At 56.6% G+C, this 21,369-nt stretch carries 22 protein-coding genes; 9 read left to right on the top strand and 13 right to left on the bottom strand.

The window, feature by feature from the left end; genetic code table 11:
• Window positions 1–44: 44 nt before the first annotated feature.
• Both zwf and opcA read left to right on the top strand, forming a co-directional pair.
• Window positions 45–1,580, top strand: coding sequence for a glucose-6-phosphate dehydrogenase (gene zwf, locus SYC_RS09400; RefSeq protein ID WP_011244078.1), 1,536 nt, complete (start codon window positions 45–47; stop codon window positions 1,578–1,580).
• A gap of 39 nt (window positions 1,581–1,619) precedes the next feature.
• Window positions 1,620–2,957 (top strand): glucose-6-phosphate dehydrogenase assembly protein OpcA, encoded by a 1,338-nt coding sequence (opcA, locus tag SYC_RS09405; protein ID WP_011244079.1) that lies wholly within the window; start codon window positions 1,620–1,622, stop codon window positions 2,955–2,957.
• Window positions 2,958–3,067: 110 nt separating this feature from the next.
• Here the strand turns inward: opcA and petD are convergent, their stop codons facing one another.
• Together petD and petB are read right to left on the bottom strand one after the other, a co-directional pair.
• The gene (gene petD, locus SYC_RS09410; protein ID WP_011244080.1) at window positions 3,068–3,550 is read right to left on the bottom strand and encodes a cytochrome b6-f complex subunit IV; all 483 of its coding nucleotides are present in this window, start codon (window positions 3,548–3,550) and stop codon (window positions 3,068–3,070) included.
• Window positions 3,551–3,646: 96 nt separating this feature from the next.
• Window positions 3,647–4,294, bottom strand: a complete 648-nt coding sequence (gene petB / locus SYC_RS09415) for a cytochrome b6 (RefSeq protein ID WP_011244081.1) — start codon at window positions 4,292–4,294, stop codon at window positions 3,647–3,649.
• A gap of 210 nt (window positions 4,295–4,504) precedes the next feature.
• Between petB and SYC_RS09420 the strand changes: the two genes are divergently transcribed.
• Both SYC_RS09420 and SYC_RS09425 read left to right on the top strand, forming a co-directional pair.
• Window positions 4,505–5,728, top strand: coding sequence for a S41 family peptidase (locus tag SYC_RS09420; RefSeq protein WP_011244082.1), 1,224 nt, complete (start codon window positions 4,505–4,507; stop codon window positions 5,726–5,728).
• Complete coding sequence (locus SYC_RS09425; RefSeq protein ID WP_011244083.1) at window positions 5,721–6,995, top strand: HD domain-containing protein; 1,275 nt, start codon at window positions 5,721–5,723, stop codon at window positions 6,993–6,995. Before SYC_RS09420 ends, SYC_RS09425 begins: the two co-directional genes overlap by 8 nt.
• Here the strand turns inward: SYC_RS09425 and SYC_RS09430 are convergent.
• Window positions 6,992–8,083: a tetratricopeptide repeat protein gene (locus tag SYC_RS09430; protein ID WP_011244084.1), complete on the bottom strand. Its 1,092-nt coding sequence runs from the start codon at window positions 8,081–8,083 to the stop codon at window positions 6,992–6,994. The two genes, SYC_RS09425 and SYC_RS09430, sit on opposite strands and share 4 nt — an antisense overlap.
• 67 nt (window positions 8,084–8,150) lie before the next feature.
• Between SYC_RS09430 and SYC_RS09435 the strand changes: the two genes are divergently transcribed.
• Window positions 8,151–8,624: a phosphate-starvation-inducible PsiE family protein gene (locus SYC_RS09435; RefSeq protein WP_011244085.1), complete on the top strand. Its 474-nt coding sequence runs from the start codon at window positions 8,151–8,153 to the stop codon at window positions 8,622–8,624.
• A gap of 33 nt (window positions 8,625–8,657) precedes the next feature.
• Here SYC_RS09435 and SYC_RS09440 read toward each other — a convergent pair whose 3' ends face one another.
• On the bottom strand, window positions 8,658–9,410 hold the full coding sequence (locus tag SYC_RS09440) for an SIMPL domain-containing protein (RefSeq protein ID WP_011244086.1): 753 nt from the start codon (window positions 9,408–9,410) through the stop codon (window positions 8,658–8,660).
• Between the two features lie 505 nt (window positions 9,411–9,915).
• Between SYC_RS09440 and SYC_RS09445 the strand changes: the two genes are divergently transcribed.
• Entirely contained in the window at window positions 9,916–10,593 is a 678-nt protein-coding gene (locus SYC_RS09445) for a HEAT repeat domain-containing protein (protein ID WP_011244087.1), read from the top strand.
• Here the strand turns inward: SYC_RS09445 and gshB are convergent.
• The 7 genes from gshB to SYC_RS09480 all read right to left on the bottom strand — a co-directional run bounded on the left by gshB (window position 10,580) and on the right by SYC_RS09480 (window position 14,171).
• On the bottom strand, window positions 10,580–11,551 hold the full coding sequence (gshB, locus tag SYC_RS09450; protein WP_011244088.1) for a glutathione synthase: 972 nt from the start codon (window positions 11,549–11,551) through the stop codon (window positions 10,580–10,582). The two genes, SYC_RS09445 and gshB, sit on opposite strands and share 14 nt — an antisense overlap.
• A complete protein-coding gene (gene grxC, locus SYC_RS09455; RefSeq protein ID WP_011244089.1) occupies window positions 11,548–11,811 on the bottom strand; it encodes a glutaredoxin 3 in 264 nt (87 codons plus the stop codon). The genes gshB and grxC overlap by 4 nt, the downstream gene beginning before the upstream one ends.
• Window positions 11,812–11,975: 164 nt before the next feature.
• On the bottom strand, window positions 11,976–12,266 hold the full coding sequence (gene gatC / locus SYC_RS09460; RefSeq protein WP_011244090.1) for an Asp-tRNA(Asn)/Glu-tRNA(Gln) amidotransferase subunit GatC: 291 nt from the start codon (window positions 12,264–12,266) through the stop codon (window positions 11,976–11,978).
• Between the two features lie 11 nt (window positions 12,267–12,277).
• Complete coding sequence (locus tag SYC_RS09465) at window positions 12,278–12,799, bottom strand: photosystem I assembly protein Ycf3 (RefSeq protein WP_011244091.1); 522 nt, start codon at window positions 12,797–12,799, stop codon at window positions 12,278–12,280.
• Window positions 12,800–12,836: 37 nt separating this feature from the next.
• Window positions 12,837–13,124: a DUF3288 family protein gene (locus SYC_RS09470; RefSeq protein ID WP_011244092.1), complete on the bottom strand. Its 288-nt coding sequence runs from the start codon at window positions 13,122–13,124 to the stop codon at window positions 12,837–12,839.
• Between the two features lie 168 nt (window positions 13,125–13,292).
• Window positions 13,293–13,511, bottom strand: a complete 219-nt coding sequence (locus SYC_RS09475; protein WP_011244093.1) for a HigA family addiction module antitoxin — start codon at window positions 13,509–13,511, stop codon at window positions 13,293–13,295.
• Between the two features lie 33 nt (window positions 13,512–13,544).
• Complete coding sequence (locus tag SYC_RS09480; protein ID WP_011244094.1) at window positions 13,545–14,171, bottom strand: hypothetical protein; 627 nt, start codon at window positions 14,169–14,171, stop codon at window positions 13,545–13,547.
• A gap of 172 nt (window positions 14,172–14,343) precedes the next feature.
• On the opposite strand from SYC_RS09480, the gene SYC_RS09485 reads away from it, so the two are divergent.
• Complete coding sequence (locus SYC_RS09485) at window positions 14,344–16,716, top strand: heavy metal translocating P-type ATPase (protein ID WP_011244095.1); 2,373 nt, start codon at window positions 14,344–14,346, stop codon at window positions 16,714–16,716.
• Window positions 16,717–17,111: 395 nt separating this feature from the next.
• On the opposite strand, the gene atpC is transcribed toward SYC_RS09485, so the two are convergent.
• Window positions 17,112–17,525 (bottom strand): ATP synthase F1 subunit epsilon, encoded by a 414-nt coding sequence (gene atpC / locus SYC_RS09490; RefSeq protein ID WP_011244096.1) that lies wholly within the window; start codon window positions 17,523–17,525, stop codon window positions 17,112–17,114.
• A gap of 70 nt (window positions 17,526–17,595) precedes the next feature.
• Window positions 17,596–19,050: a F0F1 ATP synthase subunit beta gene (gene atpD / locus SYC_RS09495; RefSeq protein ID WP_011244097.1), complete on the bottom strand. Its 1,455-nt coding sequence runs from the start codon at window positions 19,048–19,050 to the stop codon at window positions 17,596–17,598.
• A gap of 262 nt (window positions 19,051–19,312) precedes the next feature.
• Between atpD and groES the strand changes: the two genes are divergently transcribed.
• Window positions 19,313–19,624, top strand: a complete 312-nt coding sequence (groES, locus tag SYC_RS09500; RefSeq protein WP_011244098.1) for a co-chaperone GroES — start codon at window positions 19,313–19,315, stop codon at window positions 19,622–19,624.
• A 47-nt stretch (window positions 19,625–19,671) separates the two neighbouring features.
• Window positions 19,672–21,306: a chaperonin GroEL gene (groL, locus tag SYC_RS09505; protein WP_011244099.1), complete on the top strand. Its 1,635-nt coding sequence runs from the start codon at window positions 19,672–19,674 to the stop codon at window positions 21,304–21,306.
• Window positions 21,307–21,369 lie beyond the last annotated feature (63 nt).

Here is a 21,369-nt window from a genome sequence, read left to right on the forward strand (position 1 = left end):
ACCGCTGACTTTGCTCTTCTCGTCCTTCCCTCAACTCGATCCTGATGACTCCCAAACTGCTTGAGAACCCGCTTCGCATTGGACTCCGCCAAGACAAAGTCCCTGAACCGCAAATCCTCGTCATCTTTGGGGCCACCGGCGACTTAACCCAGCGCAAACTGGTGCCTGCCATCTACGAGATGCACCTCGAACGGCGTTTGCCGCCAGAACTGACGATCGTGGGGGTGGCTCGGCGCGACTGGAGCGATGACTATTTCCGAGAGCACCTTCGCCAAGGGGTTGAACAGTTTGGCGGCGGCATTCAAGCAGAGGAAGTTTGGAACACCTTTGCACAAGGCCTCTTCTTTGCGCCGGGCAACATTGATGACCCCCAGTTTTATCAAACCCTTCGCGATCGCCTTGCGAATCTGGATGAGCTGCGCGGCACGCGGGGCAATCGCACTTTTTACCTCTCGGTCGCACCCCGTTTCTTTGGTGAAGCTGCAAAACAACTCGGGGCAGCCGGAATGCTTGCCGATCCAGCTAAAACGCGGCTGGTCGTCGAAAAACCTTTTGGCCGCGATCTCAGCTCCGCTCAGGTGCTGAATGCCATCTTGCAGAACGTTTGCCGCGAAAGCCAGATCTATCGGATTGACCATTACCTCGGCAAAGAAACAGTTCAAAACCTCTTAGTTTTCCGGTTTGCCAATGCCATTTTTGAGCCGCTCTGGAACCGGCAATACATTGACCATGTCCAAATCACGGTGGCTGAAACTGTGGGGTTGGAAGGGCGAGCTGGCTACTACGAAACTGCTGGTGCTCTGCGGGATATGGTGCAAAACCACTTGATGCAGCTCTTCAGCCTGACGGCGATGGAGCCGCCAAACTCTCTAGGTGCTGACGGTATCCGTAACGAAAAGGTCAAGGTGGTGCAAGCCACACGGCTGGCGGATATCGACGATCTCAGTTTGTCTGCGGTGCGGGGGCAGTACAAAGCGGGCTGGATGAATGGCCGCTCTGTGCCCGCCTATCGGGATGAGGAGGGAGCGGATCCCCAGTCGTTTACGCCCACCTATGTCGCCATGAAATTGCTGGTCGACAACTGGCGCTGGCAGGGAGTGCCGTTCTATCTACGGACGGGTAAACGGATGCCCAAAAAGGTGACGGAGATTGCCATTCAGTTCAAAACCGTGCCGCACTTGATGTTCCAGTCAGCCACCCAAAAAGTGAATAGTCCCAACGTCTTAGTGCTGCGGATTCAGCCCAATGAAGGCGTGTCCTTGCGCTTTGAAGTGAAAACACCGGGTTCCTCGCAACGGACGCGATCGGTGGATATGGACTTCCGCTACGACACGGCTTTTGGCTCCCCCACCCAAGAGGCCTATAGCCGCCTGCTGGTGGACTGCATGCTCGGCGATCAGACGCTGTTCACCCGCGCTGATGAGGTTGAAGCGTCTTGGCGGGTTGTGACGCCGTTACTCGAATCTTGGGATGACCCGCGCCAAGCCGCTGGCATTTCTTTTTACGAAGCTGGCACTTGGGAGCCGGCAGAGGCGGAGCAGTTGATCAACCGTGATGGTCGCCGTTGGCGTCGTCTCTAGGATCCCTGCAACCCAGCTCAATTCTTCTGGAGATGTTTGATGACGACCGCTACTCCCCTCCTTTCGCTCCAAAAACCAACGCCAATCGCGCTGGCTGAAATTGAAGAATCCCTCAGTCAGCTCTGGGCTAACCAGCAGCACAGCGGAGCGGGTGCCTTGGTCTCGCGGGCGGCCACCTTCAGCATCGTGGTCTATGAACCCGAGGAGTTCCAACAGATTCTGGCGGCTCTGGGTCTGTACCATGGGCACCTTGATGGATTGCATGGTCCGATGACTCGCGCCGCGATCGCCCAAGCCCAGACACAATTCGGGCTCCCCTCGACGGGGCGACCTGACAGCGCCACCTTCAAAGCCCTCCGGCAGGCCTACCAAGCCCTGAAGCACTCGCCAAGCTTGACCAATCAGGATCTGCGCGGTGCGGTGCTCAGCAATGTGATTGCGACGCAGAACCCCTGTCGGATCGTCAGCCTCTGCCCCACCCTCGAGGGTGATCGCCCAATTAGTGCTGAGGTTTCGGCCTACTGTCCGATCACTTCAGCCAAGCAGGCTTCACTGATCTGCTGCGAAGCTGTCACCCTGCGGGGCTCGCAGGCAGAGATGGAAGCGATCGGTACGTTTGTCAGCGAGCTATTGCTGCCAGGCTTACCCCGATATGTCTGGTGGAAAGCGACACCGAATCCCGAGCAGTTGCTCTTTCAGCAGTTAGCCAATTCTTGCAACTGCATGATTTTCGACTCGTCCTACTTCAGCGATCCCGAAGCTGAATTTCTCCGCTTCCAAGATCTAATTGACCAAGAAACCTACATCGCCGATCTCAACTGGCACCGCCTTGCGGCTTGGCAAGAACTTACTGCTGCGGCCTTTGATCCGCCAGAGCGTCGTGATGGGTTGCTGGAAGTCGATCAACTGGTGATCGACTACGAAAAAGGTAATCCCGCCCAAGCCTTGATGTACATGGGTTGGATTGCCAGTCGCTTGGGTTGGCAACCGGTGAGTTACCGCTGTGAAGGCGGTGAATACGATCTCCGCCAAATTGAGTTCCGGACCGAGGATGATCGCATGGTCAAGGTCGAGTTGGCGGGGATTCCTGTCGGCGATCCGGGTTTAGTCTTGGGTGATCTGATTGCCCTGCGCCTGACGTCCGAAAATCCTGATGCCGACTGCTGCACGATTCTCTGTTCGGAGACAACGGGTTGTATGCGAATGGAGGCAGGTGGTGGTGCTCAATCCTGCCGCACGGAGCAGGTCGCTCCACCCTCTAACGAAACTTCAGAATCGCTACTGGCCATGCAGATGCAGCGCTGGGGACGAGATGCTCTCTACGAGGAAAGCCTAGCGGTAATTGCGGTAGCACTCCGGCAACGCACCCACGCCTAAGTTGCAAGCCGCTTTGCCAGTGTTAACTGCCTGAGTTGCAGCACCACAAAAAAGGGGTCTGCTTGCAGACCCCCTTTTACTGTCAGTGAATGAGCATTAACTCTCGGTGCTTAGAACAAGCCGAGGGTCAGCGACTTATCGATCGGTAACGCTGCACCAATTCCGAGGTAGAGGGTAAAGACCGTACCAAACAGGAAGACAGCCGTTGCGATCGGGCGACGGAAAGGATTTTGGAACTTGTTGACGCTTTCGATGAACGGAATTGCAATCAAGCCCAAAGGAATCATGGACTGCAGGACGATGCCCAGCAGCTTATTCGGGACGATCCGCAGGATCTGGAAGACGGGGTAGAGGTACCACTCCGGCAGAATTTCCAGCGGGGTCGCGAAGGGATCAGCCGGTTCACCCACCAAAGCTGGATCCAGAACTGCCAAGCCGGTCAGGCAGGCGATCGTTCCCAGAATCACCACTGGGAACATGTAGAGCAAATCGTTGGGCCAAGCGGGCTCGCCATAGTAGTTATGGCCCATACCTTTGGCCAGCTTTTGGCGCAGAATCGGATCGCTAAGATCCGGCTTCTTCAAGATGGACATGATGCGTGCTCTCCTTGGGAAGGTCTCGTTCGAGTCAGTAGAGAGGAGAAAGGCGCTGACCGTTTTAACCAGCGCCAAACCCAAGCTTGTTTGCCCTTAGAGGGGACCAGAGATGCCTTGCTTCCGGATCATCAGGAAGTGAAGCAGCATAAACACTGCAATCAGCCAAGGCAAGACAAAGGTGTGGAGGCTGTAGAAGCGGGTCAGAGTTGCCTGACCGACGCTTTGGCCGCCCCGCAGTAGTTCAACCATGGCAGACCCAACCACCGGAATCGCTTCGGGAACACCCGAGACAATTTTGACGGCCCAGTAGCCGACTTGGTCCCAAGGCAGCGAGTAGCCGGTCACCCCGAAGGTCACGGTGATCACTGCCATGACGACGCCAGTGACCCAGGTCAATTCGCGAGGGCGTTTGAAACCACCAGTCAGATAAACACGGAAAACGTGCAGAATCATCATCAGCACCATCATGCTGGCAGACCAGCGGTGGATGGAGCGGATCAGCCAACCGAAGTTGACTTGGTTCATGATGAATTGCACGGAGCTATATGCTTCAGCAACCGTCGGCTTGTAATAAAACGTCATTGCAAAGCCGGTGGCAAACTGAATGAGAAAACAAGTTAACGTAATCCCGCCCAGACAATAGAAGATGTTGACGTGGGGAGGAACGTACTTGCTGGAAACGTCTTCAGCGATCGCTTGGATCTCTAGACGCTCCTCGAACCAGTCGTAGACCTTCGACATGAATCCGCAAGTTCCTAGTGATGCTTACGAAAAAATGTAACACAGTCAGCTGAGCGGATCCGTGGCAAAACAGCGCGGCTCCGGCTAGGTTTGAGCTGTTGGAACAGCCTGCCAACAGCCGTCTGAACTCGGTTCTGCTAGGGTACGCCCCTCCAGCTCAGCAGAATGCTCTAATGCTTAACATCCTGAAAGGTTTGTAAATTTCTGTTAATGATCCAGCCATTTCTGAAGCGATCGCTCCTTTGGCTCACGCTGTTGTTCTGGTTTGCGACAGCGACGCCGGCGTTGGCCCTGACGGAAGAGCAGAAACTGTTCAATGAGGCCTGGCGCATTGTCAACCAGTCCTACGTCGATCCCAGCTTTAACCACAGCAACTGGTTCCAGTTGCGCGAGAAGATTCTGAAAAAGCCGCTGGACAATCGGGATCAGACCTACACCGCGATCGAAGGTTTGCTAGCCAAACTAGATGACCCATTTACGCGGTTGCTACGGCCAGATCAATATCGCAACCTCCAAGTCTCGACGGCCGGTGAGCTATCGGGCGTCGGTTTGCAGATTGGCTTTGAGGCCGAAAGTGGCGATGTGGTGGTGATTGCCCCGATCGAAGGTTCGCCGGCAGCCCTGGCGGGTCTGCTGTCGGGCGATCGCATCCTGACGGTGGATGGGGTGGCGATTTCCGGTCGAGATCTGGATGAAGCGGCGGCTCGGATGCGCGGACCTCGCGGGACGACGGTGGCGCTCCAAGTCCTGCGCGATCAACAAACCTTGGATTTTGAACTAGTTCGCGATCGCATCAGTCTCAACCCCGTGCGATCGCAGCTGGATCGCGATGGCGATCATCCACCGATTGGCTACATTCGCCTCAGCCAATTTAATGCCAATGCCTCGGTAGAAGTGGCTCATGCGATCGCCCAACTCGATCAGCAGGGAGCCGAAGCCTTCGTCCTTGATTTGCGCAATAACTCAGGCGGACTGCTGACCGCTGGCATCGAGATTGCGCGGGAATGGCTGAACGAAGGCGCGATCGTCTACACCGTCAATCGTCAGGGGGTGCTGGATAGCTTTGCGGCAAATGGCCAAGCGCTGACGGATAAACCCTTGGCACTCCTCGTCAATCGCGGCACTGCTAGCGCCAGCGAAATTCTAGCCGGCGCACTACAAGACAATGAACGCGCCATTTTGGTGGGCGATCGCACCTTTGGCAAAGGTTTGATTCAGTCGCTGTTCGAACTGTCGGATGGGGCGGGTTTGGCGGTCACTGTCGCCGAATACGAAACGCCCAACCACAACGACATCAATAAGCAGGGCATTCAGCCCGATCTCGCAGTTGAACAGTCTGAACCGCTGTTTGCGGAGGCGATTGCTTCCGCTGCCGTTCGCCAATATCAGGCAGCGGTAACGGCGCTGACAGAGCAAGTGAGGCATCGTGCCTAGTCGCCGCCAGCGCATCTACCACGATCCACTCCACGGGGCGATCGCCCTGCAATTTGAAGACCCGCTGGAAGCAACGCTGATCCGCTTGATCGATACGCCACCCTTTCAGCGGCTACGGCGGACCTGCCAGCTTGGTCCCGCCAGTTTGACCTTTCATGGAGCTGAAGCCTCTCGCTTCACCCATTCCCTCGGGGTGATGCAGGTTGCTCGCCGTGCCTTTGCCCCGATCGCAGCTGATTGGCCCGAATTGGCAGTGCATCGACCGGCGTTGCTCTGTGCGGCACTGCTACATGACTTAGGCCATACGGCCTTTAGCCACACCGGCGAGGAGATTTTCCACTGCCAACATGAGCAGTGGACAGCCCGGCTAATCACTGAGGACTCTCCGATTCGGCGGGTGCTAGCCGATTACGATCCGGCGCTGCCGGAGCAAGTTCTTGCGGTCTATCGCAAGCAATATCAGCCCTTGCTGATCAGCCGCCTGATCACCAGCCAGCTCGATTGCGATCGCTTGGACTATCTGCTGCGCGATAGCTATTTCACGGGGGCAAGTTACGGGCGTCTGGATCTCGATCGCATTTTGTCAGCACTGCGCTTCGACTCTGAGAGCGGCGAGTTAGCTGTGGCGGAGAAGGGATTGGCGGCGATCGAGCACTACTTGGTGGTGCGATCGTTCATGTATAGCCAGGTCTACAACCATCCCAAAAACATTGTGGCTGGCTGGATGTTAGTGCGAATTTTTGAGCGGGCCCGTCAGCTCTGGCAGGAACAACCGCGATCGCTGTTTGTGGATCCGCTGCTCCAGCCTTGGTTTGAGCAACCCGTCACGGATCTGAGCTTGGAGGAATACCTAGCGGTCGACGACATTGTCTGCCTCTACCATCTGCAGCGTTGGCAGGACAGTGCTGATCCCCTCTTGGCCGATCTCTGCCGCCGCTACCGCGATCGCGATCTGCTTAAAGCCCTCAATCTCCGTAACCTCCCTGCTGAGCAGCAGCAGACCTTACTAGAGCACAGTCAACAATTGATTCGTAACCAAGGACAGGATCCGACTGGCTATACCGGCCTTTGCCAGACCCAAAGTCGTGGCTACACCCTCTACCAAAGTGGGATTCGCCTCGCCACCGATCAAGGATTATTGGAAATTAGTCAGCGATCGCCCCTGATTCGTGCCCTGTTGGAGCCACCTAGCCAAGCTTGGTTGATCTATCCGCGAGTGATCGAACAGCCCCTCAAGCAGCAATGGCAGCTCGTCCGAGGCAGCTAAGCCCTTTGGAGTTGGATCCAGTCAGGATGTGCGTGAAGCGTTTGATAATCCGGATCCTCAGCAGCTAGAGAACGATAGGTGTCTGGATCTAGCGCGATCGCCTGTTGGAGATCCGCGATCGCTGCGACCGGTTGATCGAGTCGGGCGTGGAGGGCGGCGCGATTGTACCAAGCCTCGGCCAAGTCTGGATTGCCTGCGATCGCCTGATCAAAAGCAGCCAATGCTGCGGTCCAGTCCTGGAGGTAAGCCCAAACGAGTCCTTGGTAGTAGGCCACCTCTGCGGCAGCTTCGCCTGTTAATTGCGGCAGAATTGCGGCGTAGCTGGCCAGCGCCTCTTCGTAGCGTTCGAGCTGCGCCAGCGTATGACCCCGTTGGATTGACAGCAGGAGGGGGCGATCGCCCAGAAGTTCTGCGTTTTCGTAGGAGGTCAGTGCAGCTGCATACTGCCCGAGGTTGTAGAGGGCATGACCGCGCCAAGTCCAAGCCGTCGCCTGCTGCGGTTGGAGGGCGATCGCTTGATCCAAACAGCGCAAGGCCTGATCGGGTTGATCGACACTCAGGTAAATCTGCCCTAGCTGCCGCCAAGCACTGCTCTGATCAGGGTCGATCGCCACAGACTGTTCGTAGTGACGTACTGCCTCCCGGTAGCGCCCCTGTTGCCACAGAGCAAAGCCACAGTTGGCCCACGCTTGGGCATAGTGGGCGGCAAGGGCGATCGCTTGCTGATAACTGGCGATCGCATCCTCTAGTCGGCCCAGCTTACGCAGGACAATGCCACGGTTGTTCCAGACTTCGGGTTGCTGGCGATCGATGGCGAGGGCTTGTTCGTAGGACTCGACTGCTTCCGGTAGCCGCCCCAAATGCTCTAGGACGATCGCCCGATTATTGAGGGCTTCCTGACGCTGAGGTGTAATTTCTAACGCACAGTTGTAGCTAGCCAGTGCTTCTGTCCAGCGGTTGAGGCGCTCCAAGAGAATGCCGCGATTATTCCAGAGAGTGCAATTGCGCGGTTCATGACGCAGACGGAAATCGTAGGCCGCGAGTAGAGCCTCTAGTGATTGATGGGAGCCACCGTTCGGTATAGACATATACGAATAGAGCGCAGACAGCGTTGCAGCTTATTATGGGCAGCAATGTTACTCCTGCAAGCGATTTATGGCGCCCCGATATCGTCGCCTTGCGAGACTCGGACAACTCTGGAGTGACTCAGACAGTTTTCTGACGCTCGTTAGTAGTCTCGAAAAGTTCATTGCCAAGGTATTGTCGCTGGCAATGATTGTTGTGATCATTGTCTCGACGATTGACCTCGGTATCTTCTTGGTCAAAAATTTATTTGTCTTTGATCCTTTCTTCCTCAAGTCCGCTCTATTCGAAGTTTTTGGGATGTTTTTGAGTGTCTTAATTGCCCTCGAAATCCTCGAGAATATCACCGCTTATCTCCGGCGCAATGTCATCCAAGTTGAACTAGTTGTTGCGACCTCTTTGATTGCGATCGCTCGTAAATTAATCATTCTCGACGTCAACAAAATTTCTACGGGCGAACTTTTTGGACTCGGCTTTGCAGTGCTTGCTCTAGCCATTAGCTACTGGATTGTGCGATCGGCACCCGCTCGCAATTCTCATCACTAGTTGAAAAAGATTGATCAGGCAGTCTTTAAAGCTTTAATTCAAGCGGAAGCTAACTGAAATTACTGCAGTCATGTCTTTTTCAATCGTGCTGGTGTCGTAGCTGCCGCCATCCCCTACATCGGTGGAATTTGGGGCCGTAATTTGAAAGACCCCCGTTTCGGCACTGGCGATCGCAGCAAGCTGGCTCCCCCCTTGTTGAGCGATCGCTGCTGCCCGCTTTCGGGCATCTTCCGTTGCCTGCGCAAGTAGTTCAACCCGGTACTCTGGCAGCTTGCTGAAGGTGTAGGCCGGTGGGGCAATTTCGAGATTGACACCCTCGGTTAAGAGTTGCCCAATTTCCTGTGACAAGCCTTGAATACGGACTACTTCCTTGCTCTCAATGGTCAGCACTTGGCTGGCCCGATAGGCTGCCACTTCGTTGGTGTTGGTGCCGTTGGGCAGGGTTTGGTAAATCGGGAAGGAGTTGATCACACCGCGCTGAATTTCTGTGGCTTGAACGCCATTGGCTTCCAAAAAGCGAACTGTGCGATCGAGATCGGGCTGGAGGGCTTCGTAGGCTGCGGCCAAGGTCGCCGCTTGTCGGTTGACGGTAATTCGCCAAGTCACGCGATCAGACGTGACGCGCTGCGTACTCGCGCCAGTCACCGTGAGGCGATCGCTACCGCGGCGCAGGTTGCTGACAACCGTGTTGCCCGTCCAAGCGAGGCCCAGCGTTAAAATCGTCAGCCCAACAACAAAATGATGCGGATGCAGTAATCTCTCGGCCCAGTGGCGAGTTTCGGTCATCGCTCACACCCCATACTGTCTCCATTCTTCAAAGCTGGACTGGGATTGGGGCGAACCACTGCATTCCCTTAAGACTTGTGGAGGGTATTGCCAAGCCAGGGCAGCGTGATCGCCGGAAGGGCGGCGGTGTGGCTGGCTTCAAGACGGTAAATCCCTGCTGCGGCTTGTAACAGCCTACGGGTCAGTTAGGACGATTCAGTCATAGATTAGTTGAGCGTCAACCACCGCTGTCCGTGGGGGTGATCGCACACAGCTGCACTGGGAGATTGGTGTCCCTCAGTCCCTCTGCAAGAAGACTTTGGGTGAGACTGATCGGCTGAATTGCGATCGCTACGGGTAAAACGAGTCAGTGTTGACCATGGCTTTGATGCTAATCAGCTCAAGTAAAACGTCCTAATTTGCCTGCTACATCTCATGGCATCTGCGATCGCTAAGTTGTCTGCCGCACCAGCAAGTGTCACCCCCTGCGGTAGCGTAAAGGACGAAAGGCTTAGCTGCGCCCAGCATGGACTTAGGACAAATCGAAGCAAAGCTGCGGAGCAGTGACGTCCAAGAGCGGATTCGGGCGATGACAGCGCTGCGAGCGTACGCACCGGCTGTGGCGGTGCCGCTGTTGCGAGGCTGCAGCCAAGACCCTGAATTTGTGGTGCGATCGCTGGCGGCTATGACCTTGGGCCACAAGCGCACGCCTGAGAGTTTTGCCCTTTTGCAAGGACTGCTGCACGATGACGCCGACGCCAATGTGCGGGCTGAGTCGGCTAATGCGATCGCGGCGTTTGGCGAGACTGCGCTACCAGACCTGATGCGATCGTTTCGGGAGGATCAGCATTGGCTGGTGCGCTTGAGTATTTTGGCGGCGTTGCAGGCGCTCAATCAGCCGCAGATCCTGTTTGATAGCGCGGTTTTGGCGATCGCGGATACTGACCTCAGCGTCCGGGAAGCGGCGATCGATCTACTGGCAACCTTTGCAGGCAGCCCGATGCAGACCTTTGCCCTCGACAAACTGCTGCCGTTGGCGCGATCGGAACATTGGCAGCTACGGGCTCATCTGGCGCGAGCGCTGCACTGTTTCGACCAGCACCAAGCCCGTGAAACGCTGCAAGTCCTGCGGCAGGACGACAACCATCACGTGGTAGCTGCCGTCCTTGAGGGTTCAGTGCGGCCTAGCCCTAGCCTTGGTTAACCAGGGCTTCGAGCGCCGCGATCGTCTGGTCACCAATCGAGACGCCGTTGAGGCGATCGATTTCGCGAATCCCGGTCGGGCTAGTGACATTGACCTCGGTTAGATAGCCGCCGATCACGTCAATGCCGACGAAAAACAGGCCATCTTGGCGCAGACGCGGAGCTACCGCCGCACAGATCTCGCGATCGCGATCGGTGATGGGCACGGCTTCGACCCGTCCGCCCACGGCCATGTTGCCGCGAAACTCCCGTCCGGTCGGCACCCGGTTGACGGCTCCCAACGGTTCGCCGTTGACCAGAATGATCCGCTTGTCGCCGTCCTTCGCTTCTGGCAGGTACTGCTGCACCATCACCGGCAGTTGCCCTTGCTGAGTGCTGATTTCCACGAGGGAATTGAAGTTGCGATCGCCCGGATCGAGGAAGAGAATCCCCTCGCCTGCTTTACCGCCGAGTGGCTTGAGTACGGCTGCCCGCAGCTCATCCAAGAAAGCACGAATCTCGGCTTTGTTGCTACTGACCAAGGTGCGCGGTACCACCGATTGGAACTGCAGCGCGTACATCTTCTCGTTGGCGTGGCGCAGTCCTTCCGGCGAATTGACCACACGGGTCTTTTTCGGGTCGACCAAATCCAGCAGATAGGTGGCGTAGAGATAGGCTGTGGTGACTGGCGGATCCTTGCGCATGAACACGGCAGCAAAATCATGCAGTGATCGCCGTTTCGCTTCCCCCGCCGTGAACCAAGGGTTGGCTACCTGCCAGCGATCGCCCAGCCACTGCACCGGCTCAATTTTGAGCGGCCGCAGCAATCCCAGCGGTTCGCCCACATGCACCGACAGATCGGAGATTTCACCGATCCAGATCTCGTGGCCGCGCAGTTGAGCGGCTTCCATCAACGCAACCGTACTATCGTGGGTTGGATCGAGTGCCGCGATCGGGTCGATTAAAAATGCGAGTTTCACGCGCTAAGACCCAATAGCGGATCAAGACCACCTTGGCGATCGAGGGCATGCAGGTCGTCGCAACCACCGATGTGCTGGTCATCAATGAAAATTTGCGGCACACTCCGGCGACCGTTCGCACGCTGAGCCATGACTGCTCGTGCTGCTTCGTCTCCGTCAATCACGTATTCCTGAAACGCCACACCCTTGCGAGTGAGCAGCGCTTTCGCCCGAACACAGAAGGGGCAAGCGCTCCAAGTGTAAATTTCGACGTTGGCCACAGATGCAGATCCTTTACTACAGCGATCCTAAGCACTTCGGCCTGCTATTCTGCCACTCCGGATTGCGCTCTAGCTTTGCGATCGCCGGTCGATGCAAAACAAAACCCCTGCGATCGCGCGATTAACAGGGGCTGTTTGGGGGTGAAAGTGCCGCGATCGATCGACTATTCCTGCAAAATCTGCGGTACGCGGAAGAAGTCGCCTTCTTGATCCGGCGCAATGCTCAGCAATTCTTCGCGGTTCTCAGCCGGTTTCACGTCATCAGGCCGCGTGACGTTGACCACCTCGATCGCACGAGTGGTGGGTTGCACATCTTCGGTGGGGAGTTCACTCAGTTGCTCAACATATTCCAAGATGCTATTGAGCTGCGTCGTGAACGGTTGTTCTTCTTCTGGCGTCAATGCCAAGCGTGCCAAGTGAGCAACTTTGTGAACCTGTTCGAGCGTAATCGACATGGGGCAGACAGCTAGAAGTAAACGTCAACTTTAGAACGGCCAGTTGTTTTCAGCCAGTTCTGAGCCTCGATGTAGTTGTTGGGCGCGAGGCGAATCGCTTGGGTCCAATATTCTGCCGCTTGATCGTAGTGGCGTTCGGCTTCATCATCGTTGCCTGCTTCCTCCGATCGCTGACCGAGGAAGTGGTGAATCACCGCAATATTGTTGAGTGCCTGCGGCATTTTCGGATTCAGATCCAAGGCCTGCAGGTAATGATCCAGCGCCGTTTGGTGATCACCGTTGCTGGTGTGTACCAGTGCAATGTTGTAGAGGATGAAGCTGCGATCGATCGGATCTTCTTCCAGCGTCAGCGCCTCTTGATAGTTCTCCAGCGCTTCGGCGTATTCGCCATCGGCCTGCGCCGACATACCATCGCGATAGTAGGCAAACGCTTCCTTAGACTTCTTGTTGGTCGGCAACACCTTGAGAATCAGGTCTGCCATCACCGTAAAAGACTTGTCGATGAAGTTGTCGTTGCGCTGTGTTCTCGGCATGGTGCCTGGGTCATCGAAGACTTACTCAGTGTAGTCTTCAACTCCAATCATCCTGATCCTTGTTACGGCCTTGATATATGCCGCCACGTTGATGGATTTCTCGGGTGCGTTCAAACAGGCTAGCTTCATCCAACTGCCAGCGCTGCAGGGCCTTCTCCAAATCTCGCTGGATATCCCGCGCACCGGGAAAGCCTTGATAGCGAATTTTGAGGCGAGCCAGCTCGCAAAGGTTGAAGTCCGTCGCTTCACCCACCAGCAGGCTATCGACCGTGGTGCGATCCGATCGCCAGAGGGGATGTTCTTGATCTTTGGCCGTGTCGCTCATGGTGGGGAATCAGGACAAGGGCATCAGTCTGCATTGTCGAACAGCTCGTGCGATCGCCCTAAAAGAACCCGCGATCAGATAGTGGTACTTAAGCTTCGACCAGCTTTTTCACTTGCAACTCGTCTCTGCGTTGCTCTGCCTGCCCAAGCTCATACTGAGATTGCTGATTCATCCAGCTCTCTGCCGAGGTGTCAAAGGTAATGGAGAGTCGAGTCGAATTGCCATTTCAGGGCTAATTCCTGCATGACCATTCAAAATGGCACTCAGCGTTTTCCGACTGACACCGAGCGCTGCAGCTGCTTCAGTGATCGAGATGCCCAACGGTTCAAGACATAGCTCTTTGATAATCTCTCCAGGATGCGGAGGATTGTGCATCAGCATAGTCATTCCTCAGTGATAGTCTGGATGGCCCCGATTGCCTTAAAAGAACCAGCGCTGAAAAAGATGTGCCAACAGCAGCAGGATGCTAACGATCGCAGCCCCACCCAAGACTGAGAAGCGGCGATCGCTGTCGGCGGATAACCAGGGTTTGAGGAGTCGTGTCAGCCGCGGCATAATCCCCCACTGCATGAGTGCGACGCCAATCGCATTACCGACCAAAACTGCCCCAGCTCTGCCGAGCCCTTGCAGATGCGGTGTGATCAGCAAGTTGAGCAGCAGCACGGTGGGATAGAGCGCTAGCAACACGGTCAGTGCCATCTTCCAGCTCGGGGGCTTATGGAGAAGCTGGCTAAACCAGGGAGCAAAGCCTTGAGGCAAGACGGTCTTGGAATAGCCAGCCAGTTCTGGTGGGAGCTGGGCTAAGATTTCGGCCCGCTGCGGTGAATCGAGCCAGCCTTGGAGATCTGCCGGAGTCTGGAAGTGAAGAACAGCAATCCAGTTGGGGTCGCGATCGTTCTCGGGCGGATAGATGTCCGTGCCTTGGTAGCCATCAAATTGGGCGGCAGCAGTAGTGATTGACTGTTGCCACACCAGATAGCAATCGGCATAGGCAGGCGGCACAGGATGGACGATCACAGCGGAGGTTCTGGCGGTATTCACATTCATCCGACTGCCCTACTGGGTACCACCTTCAGCATCTTCGCAGGGGGAAGTAACTGCGCGATCGCTTAACGCTTGCGGGGAGATCTGGACTCAGGCGGGATGCTGCTGAGCGATCGTAGATAGACGCCTCTCCGCTGGCTCCCTAGGATAGGGGAAAGATTCCAGTACCCTGTGCATGCCTGCTGCGATCGTCCATTCCGCTGATCCTTCATCCACATCAATTCTGGTGGAAGTGGAAGGGATGAAATGTGCAGGCTGTGTCGCAGCAGTGGAACGCCGCTTGCAACAGACCGCAGGTGTGGAAGCGGTCAGCGTCAATTTAATTACGCGCCTTGCCAAAGTTGATTACGATGCGGCACTGATTGAGGACCCAACTGTCCTAACAACGGAAATCACCGGCTTGGGCTTTCGGGCGCAGTTGCGGCAGGACGACAATCCGCTGACGCTGCCGATCGCTGAGATCCCACCCCTGCAACAGCAGCGCTTACAACTGGCGATCGCGGCTTTTCTCCTGATTGTTTCCAGTTGGGGGCACCTGGGGCACTGGCTCGACCATCCCTTGCCGGGCACCGATCAGCTGTGGTTTCACGCGTTGCTGGCGATTTGGGCCTTGCTAGGGCCGGGACGCAGCATTTTGCAAGCGGGCTGGCAGGGCTTGCGCTGTGGCGCACCGAATATGAATAGCTTGGTGCTGCTGGGCACCGGTAGTGCTTATCTGGCAAGTTTGGTGGCGTTGCTCTGGCCGCAGCTAGGCTGGGTCTGTTTTCTTGATGAGCCCGTGATGTTGCTGGGCTTCATTTTGCTGGGGCGAACCTTGGAGGAGCAGGCACGTTTCCGCAGTCAGGCTGCTTTGCAAAACCTTTTGGCTTTGCAACCAGAAACGACGCAGTTGCTGACAGCACCCAGCTCGATCGCTCCCCAAGATCTCCTCGAAGCACCGGCTCAGATTTGGCCGGTCGCCCAATTGCGGGCGGGTGACTACGTCCAGGTGCTGCCCGGCGTTCGCATTCCGGTGGATGGTTGCATCGTTGCAGGCCAGAGCACTTTGGATACAGCGATGCTGACGGGAGAACCACTACCGCAACCTTGTCAGGTGGGCGATCGCGTCTGCGCAGGGACGCTGAACCTCAGCCACCGCTTGGTGATTCGGGCCGAACAAACTGGTAGTCAAACTCGACTGGCGGCAATCGTGCGGTGTGTGGCGGAGGCACAGCAACGGAAAGCCCCAGTCCAGCGGTTTGCGGATGCGATCGCGGGTCGCTTCGTCTACGGCGTTTGTGCGATCGCGGCGCTGACCTTTGGCTTTTGGGCAACGCTGGGCAGCCGCTGGTGGCCGCAGGTTCTGCAGCAGCCTTTACCGGGTCTGCTAATCCACGCGCCCCATCACGGCATGGAAATGGCGCACCCCCACAGTCATTCACCGCTGCTGCTGGCGCTGACCTTGGCGATTAGTGTGTTGGTCGTAGCTTGTCCTTGTGCCCTAGGTTTAGCCACGCCGACGGCCATCCTCGTCGCAACAGGACTTGCCGCTGAACAGGGCATCTTGGTGCGCGGTGGTGATGTGCTAGAACAGTTGGCGCGAATTAAGCACTTTGTCTTCGATAAAACTGGAACCCTGACCCAAGGTCAATTTGAGCTGATCGAGATTCAACCCCTAGCGGATGTGGATCCCGATCGCCTCCTGCAATGGGCCGCTGCCTTAGAAGCTGATAGTCGACATCCTCTGGCGACCGCCCTACAAACAGCAGCTCAGGCAGCGAATCTGGCACCGATCGCAGCCAGCGATCGCCAGCAAGTGCCGGGTTTGGGCGTCAGCGGGACTTGTGACGGGCGATCACTGCGTCTGGGCAATCCCACTTGGGTACAAGTCGCTACAGCCAAGTTACCGACTGGTTCTGCTGCTGCAACATCAATCTGGCTGGCTGATGATCAGCAACTCCTGGCCTGCTTCTGGCTGCAAGATCAACCGCGCCCCGAAGCGGCAGAAGTTGTCCAAGCCCTGCGATCGCGGGGGGCAACCGTGCAAATCCTTAGTGGCGATCGCCAAACAACAGCCGTGGCCCTCGCTCAGCAGCTTGGACTTGAATCGGAGACTGTAGTTGCAGAAGTGCTGCCCGAAGATAAAGCGGCGGCGATTGCTGCTCTCCAATCACAAGGCGATGCTGTGGCCATGATCGGTGATGGCATTAATGACGCACCCGCCCTTGCGACTGCCGCAGTCGGGATCAGTCTGGCCGCCGGCAGCGACATTGCCCAAGACAGTGCGGGCTTACTGCTCAGCCGCGATCGCCTTGATAGCGTTCTGGTGGCTTGGAATTTGAGCCAAATGGGACTGCGGACGATTCGCCAAAACCTAACTTGGGCGCTGGGCTACAACGTGGTGATGTTGCCTTTGGCAGCGGGTGCCTTCTTGCCGGCCTACGGTCTAGCACTGACCCCCGCGATCGCCGGGGCTTGTATGGCTGTCAGTTCCCTCGCCGTTGTTAGTAATTCGCTATTGCTGCGCTACTGGTTCCGGCGATCGCTCAACCATTCAGTTTCTGTCTGAATCCTCCAGAACGTTTCCGGCCCTGACTTCCCCCTCACCAGAGGTCAACACCAGCTAGTTTTACCCGCTGCGATCGCTTCTCCACCGATGAGTCCTACCCGAAATCTTGTTGCGGGGGGCTGGGGGAGTCGAGTCCCCCAGTGCGTGGGTGTGGGGGTGCGCAATCACCCCCACGGACAGAGGCTTTTGACCCCAAACCAATCCATACCAAGCCGAATCTTCCCAACTGGCTTGCTGATTGCTAAATGACTGTTGTTCCAGACTGCGATCGCTCCATAAGGAAAACCGCTAGCTCTCTGGGAACCAGCGGTTTTAGACGCAGTAAGGAGGTATTGCTCGCCTAGCTTAGGAGCCCAGCGATCGCAGCCTCTGCAAACTTAAGAAGGCATTCAGGATCAAACGCTGACTAGACCACCCGCAGCCTGCAAGCGTGCCCGTGCCCGACGGTAGGCTTGCGTTGCTTGGAACTTGCCTTGGCGATCGTCTTCTTTGACGCCTTTCAAGCGTTCATCAGCCTGACTAAAGGCGGCACGGGCTTCTTCGAGGTCGATCTTGTCGCCCCGTTCAGCAGCGTTGACCAACACCGTAACTTCGTTGTTTTCAACTTCAGCGAAGCCGCCTAAAACAGCGATCGCCAGCCACTCTTTGTCAGCTCGCACCCGCAACACACCGGTGTCCAAGGCAGAGAGCAAAGGGGCGTGACCCGGCAAGATACCGAGTTGACCGGTGGTGCTAGGCAGAATGACTTCTTGGGCAGGCGCGTCCCAAACCGTTCGGTCGGGAGCAATGACGCGGACAGTCAGGCTCATGGTCGCGGAGATTTAGGGACAAAAACAGGAGGCGGGGCTGCGATCGCAACCCCACCAAAGTCAGCCAAACCTAGGATTCAGCTTTCAGCTTGGCGCCTTTTTCGATGGCTTCTTGGATATCGCCCACCAAGTAGAAGGCTTGCTCCGGCAGGTCATCCAACTCGCCGTTGAGGATGCGGTTGAAGCCACTGATCGTGTCTTCCAGCTTCACGTACTTACCAGGCGAACCGGTAAACACTTCAGCCACGAAGAAGGGTTGCGACAGGAACTTCTCGATCTTACGAGCCCGTGCCACGGTCTGACGGTCTTCTTCCGACAGCTCATCCAAGCCCAAGATCGCGATGATGTCTTGCAGCTCTTTGTAGCGTTGCAGGGTCGACTGCACCGCACGCGCCGTCCGGTAGTGCTCTTCACCCACGATCGAGGGTTGCAGCATCGTCGAGGTCGAATCCAACGGGTCAACCGCCGGATAGATCCCTTTCGAAGCCAGACCCCGAGACAACACAGTGGTTGCGTCCAAGTGGGCAAAGGTGGTAGCTGGTGCCGGGTCAGTCAAGTCGTCCGCAGGAACGTAGACCGCTTGGATCGAGGTGATGGAACCTTCAAGGGTTGAGGTGATCCGCTCTTGCAGCTGACCAACGTCGGTGCCCAAGGTCGGTTGATAGCCCACCGCAGAAGGCATCCGCCCTAGTAGTGCCGACACTTCCGAACCGGCTTGCACGAAGCGGAAGATGTTGTCGATGAACAGCAACACGTCTTGCTTGTTGACGTCGCGGAAGTGCTCCGCCATGGTCAACGCCGACAGACCGACACGCATCCGTGCCCCGGGCGGCTCGTTCATCTGACCATAGACCAAGGCCACTTTCGAGTTGGCGATATTTTTCTCGTCGATAACGCCCGACTCTTTGAACTCTTGGTAGAGGTCATTGCCTTCGCGGGTGCGTTCACCCACGCCGCCGAACACCGACACACCGCCGTGTTCTTTCGCAATGTTGTTGATCAGCTCTTGGATCAAGACGGTTTTGCCAACACCGGCACCGCCGAACAGGCCGATTTTGCCGCCCTGACGATAGGGAGCCAGCAAGTCGATGACCTTAATGCCGGTTTCAAAAACTTTGGGCTTGGTCTCCAAGTCCGTCAGTTTCGGAGCATCGCGGTGAATCGGCGAGGTTGTCGCAGCGTTGACCGGGCCCAGTTCGTCCACCGGTTCGCCGAGGACGTTGAAGATACGGCCGAGGGTGGCTTCACCGACCGGCACGCTGATCGGAGCGCCAGTGTCGATGACTTCCAAACCACGAACCAACCCGTCAGTCGTGCTCATCGAAACGGCACGAACCTTGCGATCGCCCAGAAGCTGTTGCACTTCACAGGTCACCGACAGGTCTTGACCGGCTTCGTTTTTGCCCTTGATGACAAGCGCGTTGTAGATCTGCGGCAATTTGCCCGCAGGGAACTCTACGTCGACGACAGGGCCGATGACCTGCCGGATGTAGCCAATATTTGTCTTCTCAGTAGTGGTGACCATGCTTGCGCGTTTCCAGATGAGTGCTTCGCGAGCGCGACAACTGTCAGGAGGGCGATTTTGCCACAGTCCAGCGTATCACCGAAGGCTGCACCTTCCCGCAGCAAGATTCCCATTCCTGCGATCGCCGAGTTCGGGAACCCGTACTGAGGTCGCGTTGCCCTCCGAGAAGGCGGCCCGTACATTAGCACTCAGGTACTGGGAGTGCTAATCCATGCGGATCATCCCGGTTGCCCTCTCCCCGTGACGACGTTTACTCAAAACTATGGCAGCTGTATCTCTGAGTGTTTCGACCGTGACGCCCCTGGGCGATCGCGTTTTTGTGAAAGTCGCTGAAGCCGAAGAAAAAACTGCTGGCGGCATCATCCTGCCCGATAACGCTAAAGAGAAGCCCCAAGTCGGCGAAATCGTGGCAGTTGGCCCTGGCAAACGCAACGACGACGGCAGCCGCCAAGCGCCTGAAGTCAAAATCGGCGACAAAGTTCTCTACTCCAAGTACGCCGGTACTGACATCAAACTCGGCAACGACGACTACGTGTTGCTGTCCGAGAAAGACATCTTGGCCGTTGTTGCCTAGGCTTTCTTCCTTTCACTGCCCTTCAGGACATTCCTTAAGAGATCACCATGGCTAAACGGATCATTTACAACGAAAACGCCCGTCGCGCCCTTGAAAAAGGCATCGACATTCTGGCGGAAGCCGTTGCAGTCACCCTCGGCCCCAAAGGTCGCAACGTTGTTCTTGAGAAAAAGTTCGGCGCACCGCAAATCATCAATGACGGTGTGACGATCGCCAAAGAAATCGAACTGGAAGACCACATCGAAAACACCGGTGTGGCGCTGATTCGTCAAGCCGCTTCCAAAACCAACGACGCAGCCGGTGACGGCACCACCACCGCAACCGTCTTGGCGCACGCTGTGGTCAAAGAAGGTCTGCGTAACGTGGCTGCTGGCGCTAACGCCATTTTGCTGAAGCGCGGGATCGACAAAGCCACCAACTTCTTGGTTGAGCAAATCAAGTCCCACGCTCGTCCGGTCGAAGACTCCAAGTCGATCGCCCAAGTCGGTGCAATCTCGGCTGGCAACGACTTTGAAGTCGGCCAAATGATCGCCGATGCTATGGACAAAGTCGGCAAAGAAGGCGTCATCTCGCTGGAAGAAGGCAAATCGATGACCACCGAACTGGAGGTCACCGAAGGGATGCGTTTCGACAAGGGCTACATCTCGCCCTACTTTGCCACCGACACCGAGCGGATGGAAGCCGTCTTTGACGAGCCCTTCATCTTGATCACCGACAAGAAAATCGGTTTGGTTCAAGACTTGGTGCCCGTGCTGGAGCAAGTGGCTCGCGCTGGCCGTCCGCTGGTGATCATCGCCGAGGACATCGAGAAAGAAGCCCTCGCCACCTTGGTCGTCAACCGTCTGCGTGGCGTGCTCAACGTTGCTGCAGTCAAAGCGCCTGGTTTCGGCGATCGCCGCAAAGCCATGCTGGAAGACATTGCTGTCCTGACTGGTGGTCAACTGATCACTGAAGACGCAGGTCTGAAGCTGGATACCACCAAGCTTGATCAGCTGGGTAAAGCCCGCCGGATCACGATCACCAAAGACAACACCACGATCGTGGCTGAAGGCAACGAAGCGGCTGTGAAGGCCCGCGTTGACCAAATCCGTCGCCAAATCGAAGAAACTGAGTCGTCCTACGACAAAGAGAAGCTGCAAGAGCGCTTGGCTAAGCTCTCCGGTGGCGTTGCAGTCGTCAAAGTTGGCGCGGCAACCGAAACTGAAATGAAAGACCGCAAACTGCGTCTGGAAGATGCGATCAACGCCACCAAAGCGGCGGTTGAAGAAGGCATCGTCCCTGGTGGCGGCACCACCTTGGCGCACCTCGCTCCTCAGCTGGAAGAGTGGGCAACCGCTAACCTCAGCGGTGAAGAGCTGACCGGCGCTCAAATCGTGGCTCGTGCCTTGACGGCTCCGCTGAAGCGGATTGCTGAAAACGCTGGCCTCAACGGTGCTGTGATCTCCGAGCGCGTCAAAGAACTGCCCTTCGACGAAGGCTACGACGCCTCCAACAACCAGTTCGTGAATATGTTCACGGCTGGCATCGTTGACCCGGCCAAAGTGACTCGTAGTGCCCTGCAAAACGCAGCTTCGATCGCAGCCATGGTGCTGACGACCGAGTGCATTGTGGTCGACAAACCGGAACCGAAAGAAAAAGCCCCGGCTGGTGCTGGCGGCGGCATGGGCGACTTCGACTACTAAGTTCCCCAGTTTTAAGACGGGCGGAGGTTTTCCTCCGCTCGCGATCGCTCCTCAGAGTTCGCT

Origin of the sequence: Synechococcus elongatus PCC 6301 (assembly GCF_000010065.1) — a bacterium.
Classification (GTDB): Bacteria; Cyanobacteriota; Cyanobacteriia; order Synechococcales; family Synechococcaceae; genus Synechococcus; species Synechococcus elongatus.